Here is a 20,089-nt window from a genome sequence, read left to right on the forward strand (position 1 = left end):
TTAAATTACTTTAAATTCCATTTCCTTACTTGATTTATAGCCAATCCGGTGCGCCTTTACTTTTAAGGTTGCACCTTTGGGCAATGCGATAGGCAATTGGTAAATTGTCCAGGAATTTGGAGCCTTAGCGTTCATTGGAATCACTTTATAACCAATGGATGCCCCGGTAGTGGCACAACTTATTTCAATTTTCCCATTCTTTTCGCTTATAACCGGATCTATTGTTACAGGCTGTACATCTCCGTCCCACAGTTGTTCAATAAGCTCCTTTTCCGGCAGGTTAGGTTGATCACCTATTTCCTGGATCCAACGGTCCATCTCCAATCTCAGTTCAACCAGTTTCTCTTTATACTCAGGAAGACCTGCAATATCATTTACTTCGTGGGGATCGGCCTCACAATCAAACAATTCTTCTGTTGGTTTGCTCTTTCGGAACCAAAGGGCCCGGATACTATCAAGCTCTCCTGCATCTCTCAATCGCAATAATTCCTGCATGGTAGGGATTCTTTCGCGATATTTAACCGGCAAGTAATATCCCTGATTCGGACGATAATTGCGAATGTATTTAAATCGCTTATCCCTAACTGCACGAATTGCATCAGTTTCTGCATCAAATCGGTCGGCAGCACCATAAATATAATTTCTTTTTTTTGCTGAAGGATATCTCCCCATAAAGGCTTGCCCCTGCAAATATTCAGGAGGATTTACACCAGCTAAAGAAAGCAATGTGGGTGCAAAATCCACAAAGCTTATCAATTGATCATCAACATCTCCTGCCAATTGCTTTTGCGGGAAACGAATAATCATTGGCGTATTTAAACCCGAATCGTAAATCAAACGTTTTTGACGCGGATAAGGTCCACCATGATCTCCATAAAAAAAGATAATCGTGTTTTCCAATAGTCCGTCATCTTCCAATTGCTTAAGTACAGCACCCACCTGACGATCCATTTCGGCGATGTTGTTATATTCCTTCCAGATATCGCGACGCACCACATCATTGTCGGGCAGATAAGGTGGAATGTCAAATTTTGTTTCTTTCGATAAATGAACAGGTGTTTGCTCTTCTTTCATACGTCCATCTTCCCACTCATATCTTCGGTCGCCAGAATGATAATGTCTGGTTTCTATATGACGATACCCATATGGTTCAAACAATCCCGACTCGTGTGTTTCGGTAAAGTTAAATACGGCATAAAAAGGTTGTCCCTCTTTTCTGTTGCGCCAGTGTGCATATGGACTACATTCATCCCAGGCTGTAAGGGGATGTTTAAACTGATAGTCGGTTTTGTAGTTATTCGTACAATAGTAACCTTGCTTACGAAGCATTTCACTTAACATTTTAACATCGGCAGGAGGAATAGCCTCATAAGCTGGTAATCCGGTTTCTTCAGTATAGGAGTTAACGCGCATATGACTCCCTCCTATACTTGTAGGATACATACCTGTGGCAATGGCACAACGACTTGGAGCACATACTCCTGCCACTGAATAAAGATTTGGGTACCTTATCCCCTCTGAAGCCAGACGACTTAAGTTTGGTGTTTTAATTGTAGAATCGCCAAACGCAGGAATATACGCACTCATATCCTCTGTTACCAGCCAAAGTATATTGGGTTTTTCAGGTAACTGAACTCCGGAATAATCAAGAGATGACTCCTGATTTCTATTGTGATTACCTTGACATGCCACAATGGCTATACAAAGCAAGATTGATAATACATTCTTTCGCACTTTATTTTTATTTTATCTTGTTTACAATTTCTTATAAATCTCAATTGCATTTAATACCGGTTCTCCAACCACTTTTTTGAAATCAACAATAATCGGTTCTCCTACTTTAACACTGATTTCCGATTTAAACTTTACAGCTCTATATTCACCATACTGCCCTAATATATCCATCTTATCCAACACTGTTTTATCATTGATTTCCACGGAGAAAGTACGATTGGTAAATTTAGCAACATCGTCACTCTCATCGGTTAAATCATATGGTAAATGCTTAGCTTTTGTTCCTTCCAATTCTGCAAAATGTAGCTTTATTTCATAAACCCCGGCAGGCACATCAAAGCGGTATTGTTCTATTCCGATTAGCTGGGTTTGGTAAATAGGATCATTTGTAGTTCCAGCAATGACTTGTTTTGCACCATAGGGCTGTTGTTTCCTATTTCCCGGTCTTACGTATGGCACTCCTCCAAAATGTCCCCAGCTTCCTTCTTTATATTCTTTGTCAAACATCCATGCCTGATCAATATTATCATCATAAAAGAAACGCTTGTCTCCAACATTTATCGATATTCCCCTTGCAGGAAACTCTTTTAATGAAAGTGGAAGAACATTGATCCGAACCTCTGAAAAATCCTCAACATATTCTGATGACTGATTAATTGCTCTTAACTTATTTATACCATTAATAAAAGGCACATCAAATACAGCAATTGCATCTTCTACGTTTTTTATTCCTAAACTTTTACCATTGACTGTCAGCTCAATTTTATCCTGATTGGAAAATACTTGAACAGGCATGGTTGAAATTCGGGACCCTTCTCTATCCTCAACATTTGTTCGTTGATTCCAGCTTTTGGTAGCGATAGCAATAAATGGATCTTTTAACAACGAAGCCTGATAATAATAAAAAGCATCTTTAGGAGTACGGTCTAAACCAACTAATCCTTTATTGTTGATACTTTGAACTGCATCAACACGGCCTTCTGAATTAAAATCTGCATAATTCCATACATTTGCCCCTGCAATATATGGTTTACTCTTTATGGTATTTAGGTAATGTTTATGTTGTTCTGTACCATACTCATGGGTAAAATCAAAGCGTATTGGTTCTAAGGTATGGAGACGCGGGTCAATACCAGCACCATATTCTGTTATTATTATCGGTTGTTTAACACCTTGCCTAAACTCTTCTAAACGATTTTCGAGTAACTCATACCCTCCACCATACCAACCTAAATAAATATTAAAACCTATAATCTTCGGAATATCGGTTAAACCGGCATCTTTATATTTATCAACATTGTTATGATTAGGAATCATTGTATATCGATATGGATCTTCGGCACGAGTAAGATCCTCTATGCTCTGAGCCAGTTTATTTAAATAGCTGCAATATTTCTGATACCGTTCTTTATCATTTTTATACGGAGGGTGTAGAAGTACTTCGTTCATGTATGCCCAGATCAATAAACTTGGGTGATTGTAATTCTGACGTATCATCTCCAATTGGGCACTTAAACAGTTTTGGGCAAATTCTTCCGATTCTGTTACCGTATCAATGATCGGTGTTTCTGCCGAAGTAATGATTCCCAAACGATCACACAACTCCAGTATAATAGGATCTTGCGGATAATGTGCAATACGCAGAAAATTACTTCCCATAGCTTTCATACGTAATAAGTCCTCGGTATGGATGTGGTCAGGCACAGCATTGCCTATATCTTTAAAATCTTGATGACGGTTAGTTCCTATTAATTTTAAATGCTTACCATTTAAGAAAAATCCTTTTTCTGCATCAAACGAGAACCAACGGAACCCTAATGAATTGATGGATTCATCTATCTTTGCTTTGGTCTTGACATCATAAATCTCGCAAACCACTTTATATAAATTTGGTGCATCCGGAGTCCATAATTGCGGATTGGCTACCGGTTTCATTTGTAAGTCAAATTCATTCGACTTGCCTACCATCAGCTTTAGGGACTTAGATTCGGTATTTACCAACTCATTTTTAGGCCCGTATATTTTTGTAACCAACTTCACTTTTTGTGTTGATGTAGCATCGTTTTTAATCTTTACCTTAAGATTAACATCTCCGCTCTCGGCAGATACATTAGGAGTTGTGATGAATACGCCATTGGCTGCGTAATCCTCCACATTAAAGTGTACTTTTTCTGTTACTACCAGATTTACATCACGGTATACTCCACCAAAAAAGGTAAAATCGGCGTGCAATGGGGGCACATTGGGGTCTTCGCTATTGTCCGCTTTAACCACCACATTAAACGTGGCAAACTCTTTATCCTCATTAAACTCAACATATTTAGAAACCGGTACAACAAAACGTGTAAAACCACCTACATGGCGCTTTGCCAATTGTTTGTTTATGTAAACCTCTGCTACCATAGCAACACCCTCGAAAAACAAGAATACCTGTTTATCCTTATAAGCTGTTGGTATTCTAATTTCCTTGGTATACCATCCTGCACCACGGTAAAAACCTTCATTTTCATCCACCACATCTTTATCGTTCCAGGTATGTGGCAGATCAATTATTTCAGCTTTATCCTGAAGTAATAAAAATTCATTCACGTCAGTAATATTGTTGTCCTTGATGTAATGCCACGATTCGTTTACAGTGTATCGCAATTGCTGTCCACATAGCACGGTTAACATACTAAAAAAGAACGCACAGGTAACACTTAATTTAATTCCCATGATTTACTTATATACTATTCTATTTAAAAACTTACTTTAAGCTCAATACAAATACATCATTTATCAGGCTGAGCTTCTAACTCAAATCCTTTATCCGATATGCTCAATATACTTGTTTTTTCAAGATGCTATTTACAGTTAAACTTTTCATTTTAATGATACTTTAAACAAGTATGCACTTGCTATTACCGTTGTTTTCTGACTTGGAAAGATTACCTGAGCCTCGCATTTAACGGAAACTTTCACTTTGTCTTCATCGAACCCCCTCGTTTGAATGCGGGCATCAATAAGTTTTACTTGTGCAAACAAGCAAGTCCCACATATCAATATCTGAATGATTAATACGTATTTTTTCATAGTTCTTGTGCTACAAATAAGTCATGTCTTTCCATGCAAATTCTTTTATTATTGTCCATTATACTACTTCAATACTAATTTTCACCTCTTTTTTTCATTAACAAAATATGCCATAATAGGCAGCGCTTCAACCCCAGGCACCATCAGGCCTTGATACATTATCACCCCACTCCATTAGTGCTATGCCTGCATCCAGATATTTATGATCTTCAGTAACCTTGGCCATATACAAGAAAGGATAAACAGCGTCCATTAAACGCGTGTGCACATTGCTACACGAAGGACACTCTAACATCCCATGTACATTTGGGTAGGAAGGTTTAACTACTTGAATTTTTATCATTCCATCACACCAATCCATGAGTAATTCGAAGACTAACTTTTTATATTCGGCAGAATGTACAGTATTTTTATTGTGCAAACATGAACTAAGCACGGATGTTGATGAAAATGTTAAACTAATACCTGCCAAAGTTGATACCTGTAAAAAATCTCTTCGCTTCATATGATTAATATTTCCGCTATTTCTAATATACGGGTCCAATTCAAACAGGCATCCAACACTCCAGAAAAAGTCATGCTTCCTGTTGAATCCGGACCGACAATAAGGAAAAGGTTTATCTCATAATCGTTTCTTTTGGGAAATTATATTTCAAAAGACTATACCTACCAAAAGTACATTAGCAATACAAACTTTAATTTCAATAGAATACCAGATTAATGAACATATAATTCAAGTATGAACACATGCACCAAATTGAACTATTTGTTCAACTCTGCAATAATTAACCTAAAGATTAAAAGAATGGAAGTTAGTTTTGTTAAGAGGAAATAAAACAGTAATTACCTATTGTAATTGATGATTATATAAATCAGCTTTTTATGAACGATAATCAAAAATCTGTCTTACCTCATCCCAGTTATTCGGATTTACAAAAATACTGGCAGAAAGTTCAACTCTTTTTTGATTCAATGAAGGTTGGATGTAAATTGGCGTAGTTCCATCTTATCTTTATTTGTTCTGCCTTAGCAATAACTTCGCGTAAAACTTCTTAATGCATCTTTTTCTGCAGCGGTGACCTGTCCCCAGCCTACTATTAAATTAACAACTTTTCTTTTTCGTTGCAAACACAAACAATATCAAAACAACCAAACAATTCTACTATCATACAACACTTTACCCTAATGTTATATTTCTGGCGACCTATTTTCTGAAAAATATGAATAGGTCACATATCGGTCTCATTTTTCTGCTATTCTGATGCTTTTATATGACTTTTTACAAAACAAAAAAAAGCGCTTAAAACTCTCATTTTAAACGCTTTTTATTACAATTGACATATTGCGAAGTGACCCCAAACGGTCAAATTTCGAACTATATACTTGAAGATTTAGAGGCAATTTCTAATGTAATCCGTAGCGGAGTACTTGATTAACTTATTAAAGTCCGAGATATGTTAATCAATCCACTTCAAATAAATTCAAACGAAAACTTTCAGCAATTTTCAGCTAAAATTATATATTTGCCTTTGCTAATTGTCAAGGGTGTAATTTTTATAATTATGCCGAAAATACATGCCGATTCTTTTAAAACAAGCTCCGTTCAGGGGCTTTTCGTGTTTATAGTCCCTAAGTGTTTTTTGATTTGTTGCCTTATGTTTCGATTTGTTATCCGAAATATCAAGGTTCAACACTTGCATTCTATTCTCACCGTCAATTCCTCTTAAAATATTTCAGTTATCTAAATAAAATTCATCGCTATGATAAATCGCAGAACAATATTAAAGCAAGAGTTAGTAACAAAGTTATATCCCAATAGTGTCTCAATTAAATCTGCCATGCAGCATCTAAGGCGTGAAATAGATACTTGTCCGGATTTAAAAAAACGGATTGCAAAAGCAGGACATACTAAACGGCACTACTACAACAAACAGCAGCTTTTATTAATACTTGAACATTTTTGTGTTGAGCCGGAAGAATTTGAGGAGCTGTAATACTCCATATTAGACGATACTCCCCCCCCGAAATGAGTAGTCAATTTTTTGTTTAATTAAATTTTAAAATTATGAAGATTAGAACATTTAATGTTTCGGCAGATTTGATGGTTGAATTTGCCGGGTTATTGGGAGAGTATGAACTTAAAGGTGCAATCATTGGCACAAATGAAGATGATGAAATCCTTGTTAAAGTAGAATACGAACCTGAGGAACACAGCCAGGCGATTCTTGAAATGATTGACCACCTAGAAGACCTGGACGAAGATTACTCAGAAGAAGATGACGAGTAAGGTAATGGTAAGTTATAGGTTAATATTATTAGCCCATAACTTCAAACTTATACGTTTAGAATCCCTTTCTTTTGCTCAATAGTACTGAAAAGTCTATTAGAAGTAGATCTAAGTTAAAATCAGAAAAGGAGTTAAAAAAAATAATAGATGAGCAGTAACTATAAATAACTGCAAAACTTAAAAAAGTAGCTGTTTAGTAGAATTTAATTGCTCACAAAAGGTAATAATCGCTGCAAAGTTGGTCATAATAGCTTTTTATAGAAAAATGTACCTGACCAATAGCTGATAATACCATAAGAATTAAGTACAACATAAAAAAATGCGACAATGAAGGAAAAATATAGCAATTTACAAGATGCCATATATCGGAATTTGCAGGAAAACGCAACTTACGCTTATGAAATATTAGTCGAAGACATTTCAGGACATATACTGATTGTTCCCCGAACCAATAATATCGAGGCTTTTAATGAGAACATGAAATCGGCTAAAGATATTGTCAAGCAAGATGGCGGTAATATCAAAGTAGATATTTATCGTGGTAAAAGTCCAAAAGCCGGATTAGTTACACGATACAACATTGATTTAGATGATAACAGCAAAACTGAGAAACCTGAAACAAATCAGTCGCAAATAGAACAAGCTGTTGATATGGCTATTAAAAAATACCAATTTAGTAATAATATAGGTGGATTGGGAAGTATTGAAAACCTCAATATGTTATTTGGTGCATTAACAGGTAATGATGCAGACAATGAAAACAAAGGCAATACCCTAAATGGATTAGCAGGATTATTGGGAGCTGTCAATAACTCACGGTATGAAAATACCTTGATGCAGTTTGAGAAAAAACTCAGCGATTACAAACAGGAAACCGAACTCAACACATTGAAAAAGCAGTTGCATGAAATAACTACTGAACGAGATAGCCTAAAAACCCAAAATCAGGAATTAGAAAAAGCAAATACGGCATACAAAACTGAGGTGTCCGACCTTGAAACCCGACTTGCAGGGTATTCAAACACGGAATTATTAAAACGTGTAGCAACGGGTGTACTATCAGGCATCGGTAGTAAGATACTTGGGAATAGCCCAAAGGCTGCTGAATTAATGGGCTTATCAAAAGATGAGCTACAAGCTGCCCTGGGTTTTGTTGAAGAGGATGAAGAATTGCAAGGACATTCTTCTACTGTTCAGCACGATGTTGAAATTGAAGAAATGCCTATTCCAAAAACAGAACAGCAAAAACAAATCTTTAATGCCATAAATGATACTGCAAAAGCTCTCAAGCAAAGCGATATTCAATTTGCTATTTACATGATAACAATAATTGGCAATTGCATGGAAAGCAAAGAGCTTACGAATAGTATGGTTCAGCATCTCGAAAAGGAAAAACAGCGTTTGAGCATTGAAGAAGATGATGAAAGCATAGCGAAAGAATAATAAAAGGATTTAAACAGCCAGGTTATGGCTCAATAACATTGCAGATGCAGACAATTGAAAAAGTAAAGCAAATTGATATAAAAGCACTTATTGAAAAGGAAACCGGAACTTGCTTCAATAAAACTAATCAACTGGAAAAATGTCCTTTTTGTGGTAGCGGTAAAGGCACGAATCAGTCTCCGGCTTTTAGCATTAAAAAGAAAAATAATTTCTACAAATGTTTTTCATGTGGTTCTTGTGGCAGTACCATTGATTTCTTGATTTCCCTAAACTCAGGTTGGAACGAACATAAGGCGATCAAATATTTACAGGAGGAATATCTCGGTATAAAAGAGACGTTCCAGCCATCACAAAATGTAACAAGTGCTTTCAAAAAAATGCTTTTTGCCATAAAAAACAATCCAAAAGAAACAGCTACAGAGTACCTAAAATCTCGTGGAATTAGTTTTATTGATGCTTTGCCTGACGATAGTTATTGGTACGATTCACACGCTAATGCGATTGTTTTTACTGATGCCAACAATCAACTCATTAACCGCAGGATGATTAATCCTACAAAGGGTAAGCCGAAAGCAAAGAATAACGGAACGTTAAACGGCAGCATCTATGATAAAATGTACAATCCTGATTATGATGTTGTTTTTATACAGGAGGGCGTTGTAAATGCATTATCTATGAAAGGCTGTTCATCCATAGCTTTGTTTTCCACAGAGAATAAAATCAAGAATCCTAAAATCCTTCAAAAGTATATTGAAGGGAAAATAGTTGTTTTAGCAATGGATAACGATAGTGCAGGAAATAAATGTGCTGAGTATTATCAAGATTTTATTTTGTCCAACCGTTTTGACATTAAATCGCTTCGTAGGTTGATATTACCTGAGAATAAGGATGCCAATGATTTACTTCAAGATAAAACAATAGTTGACTTTCTTCAAAATATGAACAATTACCAATTGCTTTGGGAAGATATTATTAATAAGCCTATTCCAAAATTTAGTATTGATGAACTAACCGACATTGAAGAATACAACTTTTATAAGAAAAATGGATGTTACTATGCCAATGAGTTTCATAAAAGCAAACCTGTTGAAAGAAAGCTATCCAACTTCCTGATGGATTCGGTTTATCACTTAATGGATGGCACAAAAGAAAGCAAACGCTTGATTAAGTTTCAAAGAAATACCGGAGAGATTACAGTAAATGAAATTACAAGCTCAGAGCTTAACCTCGATAAGTTTAAGAAAGTAATTCGTAGCATATCCGGGCGTGGCTTAACTTTCTTTGGGAACACACAAAATCTTGACACTATCCTGACTTACCTGTACGATAATGAGAAAAATGCCATCGCTGTTAATCAGCTTGGTTATCAGCGAGAATCAAAAAACTATTGTTTTGCTGATGCCACAATAACCCATGACAACAAATTGCTATATCCTGATAAGCTTGGCATTGTGAATCATGGTAAATCTCCCTATTATTTGCCTCCATTTGCATACACAAACCTTGATGATAAAAGCTATTCCGGACAACGTAAATTTACATACAAAGCAGGAAACCTGAGTTTTAAGGAATGGTCGGAACTAATTTATAAAGCTTATGGTATTAATGGCGCAATTGGTATATCCTTCATCATACTTGCCTTGTATCGTGATTTTATACTTGAATTGACAGGTTTTTTCCCATTCCTGTTCCTTTTTGGAGACCAGGGAGCCGGGAAATCAAATTTTGTCAACTTTTTTCTACATCTGTTTGGCGAGCCAAATCATGGCATATCATTACTAAACTCAACCGATAAAGGTTTTTCTCGTTCGATTACACAACGAAATAATGCACTTTATTATCTGAAAGAATACACTAATGCCATTGATAAGAAAACTGTTGATGTATTTAAAACTGGCTACGATGGAGAGCTTTACACTATGGCTCAAAAGAGTAACGATAATAAAACCACAACGCTTGAAATTAGTTCTGCCTGTATGGTTGATGGCAACGAGCTGCCAACATCTGAAGCTGCATTATTTGCCCGAATGATTGTACTACATTTTGAGGACAATAAGTTTTCAGACGAAAGCACTCATGCTTATAAAACACTTTTAAAAGAAAAAGAACAAGGCTTTTGTAACATAACCAGGGAACTTCTAAAATACAGGAATGTAATTGAGACGAAGTTTAAAACGGTGTTTGATTCTATATTTTATGAACTTAAACCGGAAATAACGGCTGTTACTGAAATATCTGACCGACAGATTAAGCATATAGCTTTATTGCTAACTTCTGTTCAGCTATTACAAAACAATTTGGAGCTTCCGTTTGATTATTCAACATACAAACAGTCCGTTATTGAGAATACAATTAAGCAAAATGAGATGGCCAGTACCATTAAAGATGTCACCATATTTTGGGAAGCAATTGCTTTTAAACTAAGCCAACCAAAAAGTGAGATTAAGGTAAACACTCATTACTTAAAAGACCCGGTAAATAAAAACCTGTTTATAAAATTCCCTCTCCTGTTTCCATATTACAAGGAATATGTGAAAAAGAACGGATTAAACGATTTGGATGCGAACTCATTGAAATCATTGCTCACATCAAAAGGCAATACATCTTTCATTCAAAATACAACTCAGAAGTCAAGAGACAAGGCAATTAATAAAAAACCTTTGGGGAGCTGTTATCGGTTTAAATATGAAGACATACCCGAAGGCATTGGGATAATAATAAATGATGTTGAACTAAACTTATAATACAAATTGTTTTTTCAAAGAGCTTTAAGCGATATTTAAAAATTACAATTGTTAATGCCGATACACAAATAAAGAGACTTAAAGAGTAGAGCGAATTTAAGTCTCATTTTATTTGGTAATCGGTATAATACCGTTTTAATCGGTATTTTTTTTGTCCTTATTAAACTTGAAAAGATGTTGAACGAAAAACTTTGTTAACTATGTTAACCGTGTTAACCACATGTCATATTATTCAGTATTACAACTATTTAGTGGTTAACATGATGTAAACATGGTTAACATACCTACATATTTTAATTTCTTATTAATAGTTCTAATTAGCAAATGTTTTTGAATCGGTTAACACAGGTTAACATGTGATTTGCATTTGCATTAACCTTTAAATAACAGAATTACTGCAACTTAGAAGCGTGGTTAACAAAGTTGACACGGTTAACATGTTTTTTTGAGTGTTGGGCTGCACATATCATTATTTAATGAGAATAGAGCAATGTATAGTTAATCTCAATAGCTTAAATGTTATTACTATTTATTGCCTTTTCTTATTATTTAGTGACTTATTTTCTTATTTTTGACATTAATTGACAATAGAACATCCGATTTTTGTCAAAAGTCACTGAGTATTTTGGTAATTATTGCTATTAATGAATAAAACCGCATTTGTAACAGGCGCAAGAATAGGCACAAGAGGTGAAGATTTCTTGATTACAGACATAAAAGAGAACTTTGATGGTTCTTTCCTAATTGATGCAGAAGGCATAAGTGAATTGGTAAAAGGAAAAACCTTTAAGTTTGATACTAAAATTGACCGTGACATTCAGGTACTAGACCCTGCCAAAACGAAATTAGTAGCTGATACTGATTTCGGTTATAGACGAACCCGATTATTCCTGGAAACACAATTAAGGCATTCGACCAATTATTCTAAAAAAATAACAGTTGCTCATAAAGCAGCGTTTGATATTTCCAATTATCAATTCGACCCTACATTAAAGTCTTTTAAGCTACCACGTGCAAGAATGCTTATTGCTGATGGTGTTGGCTTAGGTAAGACTATTGAAGTTGGAATCTTCTTGAGTGAGATGATGAAACGAGGAAAAGGTAAACGAATAATGGTATTGGCATTAAAATCAATCCTTGCGCAGTTTCAACAAGAAATTTGGAATCGTTTTTCTATCCCGTTAGTTCGGTTAGATTCTCATGGAATAGCACAAATCAAAACCGAGCTTCCTGCAAATAAGAATCCCTTTGAATATTACGACAAAACTATTGTTTCAATAGATACACTAAAAAACAACGCAAAGTTCAGGCATCACATAGAAAAATCGCATTGGGATATTATTGTTATTGATGAGTGCCATACTGTTGCCAATGCCTCAAGTCAAAGAGGAGATTTAGCTCAATTCTTAGCAACTAAATGTGAATCCCTGGTACTTACTTCTGCAACTCCCCATAACGGTAAAAAGCAAACCTTCGCCAATCTGATAAACATGATTGAGCCAACTGCAATACCAAAAAATGGAGAATATTTAAAAGAAGATGTTGAACCATACTATGTAAGGCGATTCAAACAGCACATTCTTGATGAAAAAGTACGTTCAAACTTTCAGGATAGAGAAATAATACCTCTTCACGCCAGTCTTAGTGATTTGGAAGAAGATTTCCTTAAAGTTCAGCAAAAGATAAAATACAATGCCCTTAGTGCCGTTGAAAATAATGGTGGAAAGAATCTATTTGGTGAAGCAGATACTAAAGAAAAAAAGGACTTACTGTTTTCAATAGGTCTTTTTAAGGGTTATATGTCTTCGCCACTCGCAGCTTTAAATAGCTTAAAAAGACGAATTGAAAAGCTAGAACAAAGAACCGATAAATCAGAAGCTGTTGAAGACAATATTGACTTACTGAAAGATTTGTGTACAAAACTTGAAGCTATTATCAGTAAAGGCAAAGATGCAAAGTATAATGCTTTCAAAGAAAAGCTTATCGAATTGGGTTGGTCAGGAAGAAAAAACGATAATCGAATTGTAGTTTTTGCCGAAAGAATTGATACAATCAAGTATTTGAAAGCCAAAATTCAAGAAGATTTTAATATCAACGATAAAGCCATTGAAACCTTCCATGGCGGATTAACAGATATTGAGCAACAAGCATTGGTTGAAGACTTTGGAAAAAAAGATTCTGACATAAGGATTCTAATCACTTCCGATGCTGGTTCGCAAGGGGTTAACTTACATTATTACTGTAACACAATGTTTAATTATGACATCCCCTGGTCACTAATTACCTTGGAACAAAGGAATGGTAGAATTGACAGGTATGGTCAAACACAAACGCCATACATCTATTATCTGATTTCAAAAAGTGATATGGAAGGGCTAAAAACAGACTTACATATCATCGAAAATCTAACTAAGAAAGAAGAAGAAGTATATAAAACGTTAGGTGATGCTGGTTCTGTGATGAGCCTTTATGACGTTAAATCAGAAGAAAATCAGGTTGAGAAAGCGATTGCCGGAGGAGAGGAAGACTTCTTGGGTGATTTTGACCTTAACTTACTTTTTGGCGATGGAGAATCTGACATTACAGAATCGTTGATTGAAGAAGAACCGATAGAAGAAGAGTACTCGCTTTATAAACAGGACTATCTATATTTTAAAGACTTGATAGACCAATTAAAAACAGATAGCCTATTGGAAGCAGACGAAGCGGAGTTTATAGACCCAACCTACCTTGAGGTTAAAAACAATAAAGAATTAAATCGGGTATTATTTGATTTACCACGTCAAGCTAAACCTTCGCTTAATGAACCTTACCGATTATCATTAGATAAAAATACGGTACAAAATGCCATTGCAGAAGCACGCAAGAAAAAAGGAGAATGGGCTAAATTTCAAATGCTTTATGACCTTCATCCGGTTATTAAGTATTTAATGACAAAGCTTGAAGCCAGCGTTGATAAAGACGTTGCTTTAGTTTCTAAACTAAAAGATTTACCACAAAATACAGCCTGGTATGTAATACATGGCCAGGTTTCAAATAATATTGGACAGGCAGTAATATCAGACTTTTTTGTTGTTCCACTTTTTATCAGCGGAGGCTTGGCAGAGCAGCCCTTAATGATAAAAGATTTCTTCAAGAAATTTAATGTTAGTGATGAGATGGTCACCTTAAAAGTTCCCGATGGAGATATTCAGGAACTAACTGCCCTATTACCCGAAGTAATTAGGTGGGGTGTTGATATGCACATGGGGCAACGACAGCAATTGATGCAAATTGAAATGGAGAAGCAAATGGCTGTTTATACCGAGAAACTTAAAAATTGGGAACGTGATGCTAAAAATCAAATGTCCATTGACTTTGAGGATAAAGCCATGACCGGGTTTGTTAAAAGACGATTTGAAGACAGAGAGCTTGAAATAAAAACGATTCTTGAAAAATCAAGCCAGTATTTTAAAGATTTAACCTCACTAAATCAGGATGCTTATTTAAAAGTTATTTCTGTTTTTTATAACAAGTGATTGGTGATTAGTAATTGGTAATTAGGATGAAAGATTTTAGGAAATTAGAAATATGGAAAAAAGGTATCGAATTAGTTAAGCAAGTATATGGGCTAACTAAAAAGTTACCTCAAAACGAACAATATGGTTTAGTAAGCCAAATGAACCGGTGTGCAGTTTCTGTGCCATCCAATATTGCAGAAGGTTGTTCCCGGTCTTCCGATATTGAATTGGTGCGCTTTATTGAGATAGCATTAGGCTCTGCATTTGAATTAGAAACCCAAATGATTATTATGAGGGAGGTTTATCAAATTAACGTTGATGAATTCTCGATAAACCTAAACCAACTTCAGAAAATGATTAACGCATACCGTTCAAAGCTGAAAGCTAGCCCAAATACTAATTACCAACAACCAATCACTAATCACTAAAGAATGATAAAGTTCATCCACAATATAGGCGATTATTTCTCATCCAATTATTTTGATGAAGACTTCATTAAAAAGGTATTGGATAAAACCGGGTATGCAGCCGAAGATATAAAGCAATTACAGAAAAATATTAGTGCTTTAAAAGATAAGTATTTCCGTTACAAGCAAACCATACTTGAAGGACGTTTAAGAATTAAAGATAAGGTTACTGAAACCCATCAGTTCCATACTATTGTCTTAAATGCCTTGGGATACAATGGCAATAATCCCGAATACAAGGAACTGTATCTTGTAGATGAAAAATCGGCACTTCCTGTTCGTAATATCTTATACAGGGGCAACCAGCCACATTTGATGATTATGGAAATGCAATCGTTAATTAAAGAGGGCGATGAAGAACCGGACGGATTATTTGAACAGCGATATAATGTAGAGGAAGAAGAATCCCAAACACCACCCCAGAAATACCACCGTTCTCAATGGGAGAATGTGTTTAAAGTACCTGACGGAGTAAGTATATCTCCAATGGTTATTAATAAAGCAGTATCTCAATTGTTTTTGTTGGATGCCCATCGCAGACCTAAATTTATATTGCTGTGTGCAGGGAATGTATATTATATACTTGAACAAGAAAAGTGGTTCAGAGGTAGTTATTTGGAATTCGACTTGGAAAGCTTGTTCGATGAAGCAAGTATAAAGCGTGATTACTATGGTTTATTCTATTTCCTTTTAGCAAAAGAAACCCTTGCTCCAAAATCAGAGATTGTATTAATGGAGCAACTGGATGAAGACAGCCATAAAAGTGCCTACGAGGTTACACAAGATTTGAAGGAAGGTGTTATTCATGCGGTTGAAGCCATTGCAAACGAAGCAGTCTATTATCTAAGCACTAATAACCAAGGACTAATCACTAACCTAAATGCCGAAACGTTAAAGAATGAGTGCTTAAACTATGTTTATCGCTTGCTATTCTTATTTTATGCTGAATCAAGAGATGACCTTGATATTTTACCTGCCGATGATGCCATTTACCAACATGGTTATTCATTAGAAATGTTGCGTGACCTGGAGCAAGTGCCATTAAATACGGCAAGTAGCCAAAATGGATTCTTCTTTCACGATTCGTTAAACCGACTTTTTGAACTATTAAGTTCCGGATATCGAGAACAGGATAAATCAAATCGCAGTTTTAAAATCAGGCATTTAGATTCTCCTATGTTTGATGATAAGCAATTGGAAATATTACCAAATGTGAGACTACGCAACGTTATTTGGCAAGATGTAATTTGCCAACTATCGTTATCGAAGAAACAAAACAAAAAAGCTCGTGGGCGTATATCGTATGCCAACCTTGGCATTAACCAATTAGGTAGTGTATATGAAAGCCTTTTAGCTTTCCGAGGATTCTTTGCCGAGACAGATTATATAGAGGTGCATCGTAAGCGAAAAGCCAAAGAAACATCTAAAAAGATAGTAAATACCGATGGCTCATACCTTGTGCCACGCCATCGCAGAGATGATTTTGATGCCTTGGAAGTGTATACCGATAGTAAAACTGACGAAGAACGAATTATTCCTAAAGGTACTTTTATCTATCGACTGAGTGGACGTGACCGACAAAAATCGGCATCGTATTATACCCCGGAAGTATTAACCCAATGCACGGTTAAATACACCCTGAAACCAATTCTTGAAAAATTGGATAAGGGTGAAATGAAAGCTCATGAGTTATTGGAGCTTAAAATACTGGAACCTGCTATGGGTGCAGCAGCTTTCCATAATGAGGTAATTAACCAATTGGCAGAAGCGTACTTGCAATACCGACAAGTTGAATTAAAAACTAAAGTTGCGCCTGATAAATACCGTGAGGAAACACAAAAGGTAAAAGCATACATTGCGCTAAATAATGTTTACGGTGTCGATTTAAACCCAACCGCTATTGAGTTGGGTAAACTCTCTTTGTGGCTTAATGTTATCCATAAAGACATGCAGACACCTTTTTTTGGATACCGTTTAGGAACAGGTAATGCGGTGGTTGGCTCATGGTTAAAAGCTTATGACGTTAAGGATATTAATGTTGAATACCCAAAAACAGGAACTCCGGCACAACGCAAAAAACCAATAAAAAAGGAATGGTGGAGCAAAGCTCCCAAACATTTAAAGTTCCACAAAACCAATAACCAATTACTAAGAACCAATGACCTAATTTACCATTTCTTATTACCAGACAAAGGAATGCTACCATCTGCCAATATCCGCTTATTACGAGATGATATTAGGAACAACATTGAAGAAAGCACAGAGAATGCTGTACAGGCAGAAAAGCAGATAGCCGCATTTGATAAAATTGTTAGTGAGTGGCGTAATCAATTCTGTCAGCCGTTGAGTGGCGATGAGATTCAAACTTTACAAAAGATATGCTCAAAGATTGATACACTTATTGAAGACCACTACCAACACCAAAAACGAATAAACGCATTGACTGCCGGGAAAGTAGCCTTATTTGGTGAGCCAGCACCAGAATTGGGAATGGAAAGCTACGAAGAAAAAGAACGATTGGCTGCCGAGCGTTTAAATTATAATGCCCCTTATTTTAAATTAAAAATGGTAATGGACTATTGGTGTGCCTTATGGTTTTGGGATGTACGCCAAGCGGAACACCTTCCCACAAGACAAGAATGGCACAACGATATATGGTATATTCTCAATTACGGCGAAGCCCCTAATCCCCAATTACCACTTACTAATGACTCTTCTAATAACCAATCACTAATAACTAATAACTCAACCAATTACCAATTACCAATAACTAATAACTTAGCGCGCCCCGATACCATCACAAAAAAAATAGCTGACAATGCTCAAAAAACCACCCTATACGAAAACGAACGCCTAAAGCTGGTGCGCACTTACGCCCAAACCTACCGCTTTTTCCATTACCAATTGGAGTTTATTGAGGTATTTAAAGAACGGGGTGGTTTTGATGTGGCAGTTGGTAATCCACCATGGTTAAAAATAACCTTTGAAGAAAAAGGCTTGATGAGCGAAACATTTCCTGAACTAGAAATACGCAAGGTATCAGCACCTCAAGTAAGAAAATTACAGTCAGATTTTCTAGAAATAGAAATCCAGAAAGATGGATACTTTTCTGAATTTATTGAGATAGAGTCATCCTCAACTTTCATGAACGCATTTCAAAATTACCCTTTGCTTAAAGGACAACAAACTAATTTATATAAATGTGTTTTGGAAAATGGTTTTAACTGGATTTCAGAAAAAGGTTATTTAGGATTGATACACCCTGAAAGTGTCTATGATGACCCCAAAGGGCAACCTTTAAGGAAAGAAATTTATAAACGCTTGAAGTATCATTTTCAATTCCAAAATGCTTATAATTTATTTGCAGAAGTAGCTCACCGTGAAAAATATGGTAGTCATATTTATTCAGGAAAATCAAAAGAGGCTGATTTTCAATCAATCAACAATCTATTTCAACCGTCAACTATTGATGGTTGTTTTATCCATCCTGGTAATGAAGCCTGTGCTGGAATTAAGAGAAAGGATGATGCAACAAACTCCTTTATATGGAATATAAAACCTCATAAATCTCGGTTAGTACATTTTACAAAAAACGAGTTGAAAATTCTTGCTCAGACTTTTGAAGGTTCTGATAGATGGGAAGATGCAAAATTAGTAAGCGTGCATGCCCAGGAAATAATGAGTGTTTTAGAAAAAATAGGCAAGTTCTCTACTTCTGTTAATAATTTTGAATGCAAGGCTACAGAAGGGTGGCACGAATCGAATGCTCAGATAAATGGTATCCTTGAAAGAAAAACGACTAAGGTAGAAATTGACAATTATCAATTTATCTACAGTGGCCCACACTTTTATGTTGGACAACCTTTTTATAAAACACCAAGAACAATTTGTGAAGAAAAAGGTGATTACGATATAATCGTATCAACAAATATAGAAGACGACTTTCTACCTTTAACTAATTTTATTCCATCAGAAGACATTGACACATTTAAAAGTCGAATTCTTGGATTTAATGATGAACCTTATTTTGATTCTTTTAAATTAATCTGGAGTAGAATGGTTAACCTTGCTGGTGAAAGGAGTTTTCAAACAACAATTGCTTTACCCAAAACAGGACATGTCAACACCATTAATTCAGTTATTTTTAAAGAGGAATCGAGTTTAATAGAGTTGGCAGGTATTTCTTCTTCCACTTTATACGATTTTTTTATAAAATCCATAGGGAAAGGAGACTTTAGAGCAAGTAACTTAAATTCTTTGCCTTTAGGTATTGAGCAAAAATTCATTCCTCAATTATTTGTCCGAACCTTACAACTCAACTGCCTAAACAAATACTATGCTCCTTTATGGGAACGCAATTGGCAGGATGAGTATATAAATGATAGTTGGAGTAGAAGCGATAATCGATTAAAACCTTTTAGCTCTTTAACTCCTGAATGGAAGTGGGAAATTCCGCTACGCAATTGGTACGAACGAAGATTAGCTTTAGTTGAAATTGATGTAATTACCGCCATGGCTTTGGGCTTAACCTTGGATGAGTTAATCTTGATTTATAATGTGCAGTTCCCGGTATTGCAGCAAAACGAAGACGATACCTGGTACGATACCAAAGGAAACATTGTATTTACATGCAGTAAAGGGCTTACAGGCGTAGGTGTTGACCGCCCTGTATGGAACACCATAAAAGACCTAAAAGCCGGAGAAATCTACGAACACACCATCGAAAAAAGCGAATTGTACCACGGCAAAAAAGTAAGCTACCATGCCCCATTTGATAAGTGTGATAGAGTTGAAGATTACAAGGTGGCTTGGGAACATTTTGAGAAAATATTTAACAAATAA

The 20,089-nt window shown here is 35.7% G+C and carries 10 protein-coding genes and 1 pseudogene; 7 read left to right on the forward strand and 4 right to left on the reverse strand.

The window, feature by feature from the left end:
* From ACT29I_RS07150 to ACT29I_RS07165, 4 genes and pseudogenes are all read right to left on the reverse strand, one after another.
* Positions 1-1,734, reverse strand: a complete 1,734-nt coding sequence (locus ACT29I_RS07150) for a sulfatase family protein (protein ID WP_444793069.1) — start codon at positions 1,732-1,734, stop codon at positions 1-3.
* A gap of 21 nt (positions 1,735-1,755) precedes the next feature.
* Complete coding sequence (locus tag ACT29I_RS07155; RefSeq protein WP_444793070.1) at positions 1,756-4,449, reverse strand: glycoside hydrolase family 2 TIM barrel-domain containing protein; 2,694 nt, start codon at positions 4,447-4,449, stop codon at positions 1,756-1,758.
* Positions 4,450-4,933: 484 nt separating this feature from the next.
* Complete coding sequence (locus ACT29I_RS07160) at positions 4,934-5,311, reverse strand: hypothetical protein (RefSeq protein ID WP_430934866.1); 378 nt, start codon at positions 5,309-5,311, stop codon at positions 4,934-4,936.
* A 375-nt stretch (positions 5,312-5,686) separates the two neighbouring features.
* Positions 5,687-5,800 (reverse strand): annotated as a pseudogene (locus ACT29I_RS07165) (hypothetical protein); the annotation flags it as partial.
* 766 nt (positions 5,801-6,566) lie between these two features.
* On the opposite strand from ACT29I_RS07165, the gene ACT29I_RS07170 reads away from it, so the two are divergent.
* The 7 genes from ACT29I_RS07170 to ACT29I_RS07200 all read left to right on the forward strand — a co-directional run bounded on the left by ACT29I_RS07170 (position 6,567) and on the right by ACT29I_RS07200 (position 20,089).
* Positions 6,567-6,800 carry a DUF4248 domain-containing protein gene (locus tag ACT29I_RS07170; RefSeq protein ID WP_444793071.1) on the forward strand — a complete coding sequence of 78 codons (234 nt, stop codon included), beginning with the start codon at positions 6,567-6,569 and terminating at the stop codon, positions 6,798-6,800.
* 71 nt (positions 6,801-6,871) lie between these two features.
* Positions 6,872-7,093, forward strand: a complete 222-nt coding sequence (locus ACT29I_RS07175; protein WP_444793072.1) for a hypothetical protein — start codon at positions 6,872-6,874, stop codon at positions 7,091-7,093.
* Positions 7,094-7,420: 327 nt separating this feature from the next.
* Positions 7,421-8,536, forward strand: coding sequence for a hypothetical protein (locus ACT29I_RS07180; RefSeq protein WP_444793073.1), 1,116 nt, complete (start codon positions 7,421-7,423; stop codon positions 8,534-8,536).
* A gap of 44 nt (positions 8,537-8,580) precedes the next feature.
* Positions 8,581-11,280 (forward strand): CHC2 zinc finger domain-containing protein, encoded by a 2,700-nt coding sequence (locus ACT29I_RS07185; protein ID WP_444793074.1) that lies wholly within the window; start codon positions 8,581-8,583, stop codon positions 11,278-11,280.
* A 644-nt stretch (positions 11,281-11,924) separates the two neighbouring features.
* A complete protein-coding gene (locus ACT29I_RS07190; RefSeq protein WP_444793075.1) occupies positions 11,925-14,798 on the forward strand; it encodes a helicase-related protein in 2,874 nt (957 codons plus the stop codon).
* Positions 14,799-14,824: 26 nt separating this feature from the next.
* A complete protein-coding gene (locus ACT29I_RS07195; RefSeq protein WP_444793076.1) occupies positions 14,825-15,208 on the forward strand; it encodes a four helix bundle protein in 384 nt (127 codons plus the stop codon).
* Between the two features lie 3 nt (positions 15,209-15,211).
* The gene (locus tag ACT29I_RS07200; protein ID WP_444793077.1) at positions 15,212-20,089 is read left to right on the forward strand and encodes an Eco57I restriction-modification methylase domain-containing protein; all 4,878 of its coding nucleotides are present in this window, start codon (positions 15,212-15,214) and stop codon (positions 20,087-20,089) included.

Origin of the sequence: Saccharicrinis sp. GN24d3, assembly GCF_052400645.1 — a bacterium.
Taxonomy (GTDB): domain Bacteria; phylum Bacteroidota; class Bacteroidia; order Bacteroidales; family Marinilabiliaceae; genus Saccharicrinis.

What these genes read in the sequence shown, in the direction of transcription:
- ACT29I_RS07155 (WP_444793070.1), bottom strand. Translation starts at nt 4,449, where the DNA reads ATGGGAATTAAATTAAGTGTTACCTGTGCGTTCTTTTTTAGTATGTTA.
- ACT29I_RS07160 (WP_430934866.1), bottom strand. Translation starts at nt 5,311, where the DNA reads ATGAAGCGAAGAGATTTTTTACAGGTATCAACTTTGGCAGGTATTAGT.
- ACT29I_RS07170 (WP_444793071.1), top strand. Translation starts at nt 6,567, where the DNA reads ATGATAAATCGCAGAACAATATTAAAGCAAGAGTTAGTAACAAAGTTA.
- ACT29I_RS07175 (WP_444793072.1), top strand. Translation starts at nt 6,872, where the DNA reads ATGAAGATTAGAACATTTAATGTTTCGGCAGATTTGATGGTTGAATTT.
- ACT29I_RS07180 (WP_444793073.1), top strand. Translation starts at nt 7,421, where the DNA reads ATGAAGGAAAAATATAGCAATTTACAAGATGCCATATATCGGAATTTG.
- ACT29I_RS07185 (WP_444793074.1), top strand. Translation starts at nt 8,581, where the DNA reads ATGCAGACAATTGAAAAAGTAAAGCAAATTGATATAAAAGCACTTATT.
- ACT29I_RS07190 (WP_444793075.1), top strand. Translation starts at nt 11,925, where the DNA reads ATGAATAAAACCGCATTTGTAACAGGCGCAAGAATAGGCACAAGAGGT.
- ACT29I_RS07195 (WP_444793076.1), top strand. Translation starts at nt 14,825, where the DNA reads ATGAAAGATTTTAGGAAATTAGAAATATGGAAAAAAGGTATCGAATTA.
- ACT29I_RS07200 (WP_444793077.1), top strand. Translation starts at nt 15,212, where the DNA reads ATGATAAAGTTCATCCACAATATAGGCGATTATTTCTCATCCAATTAT.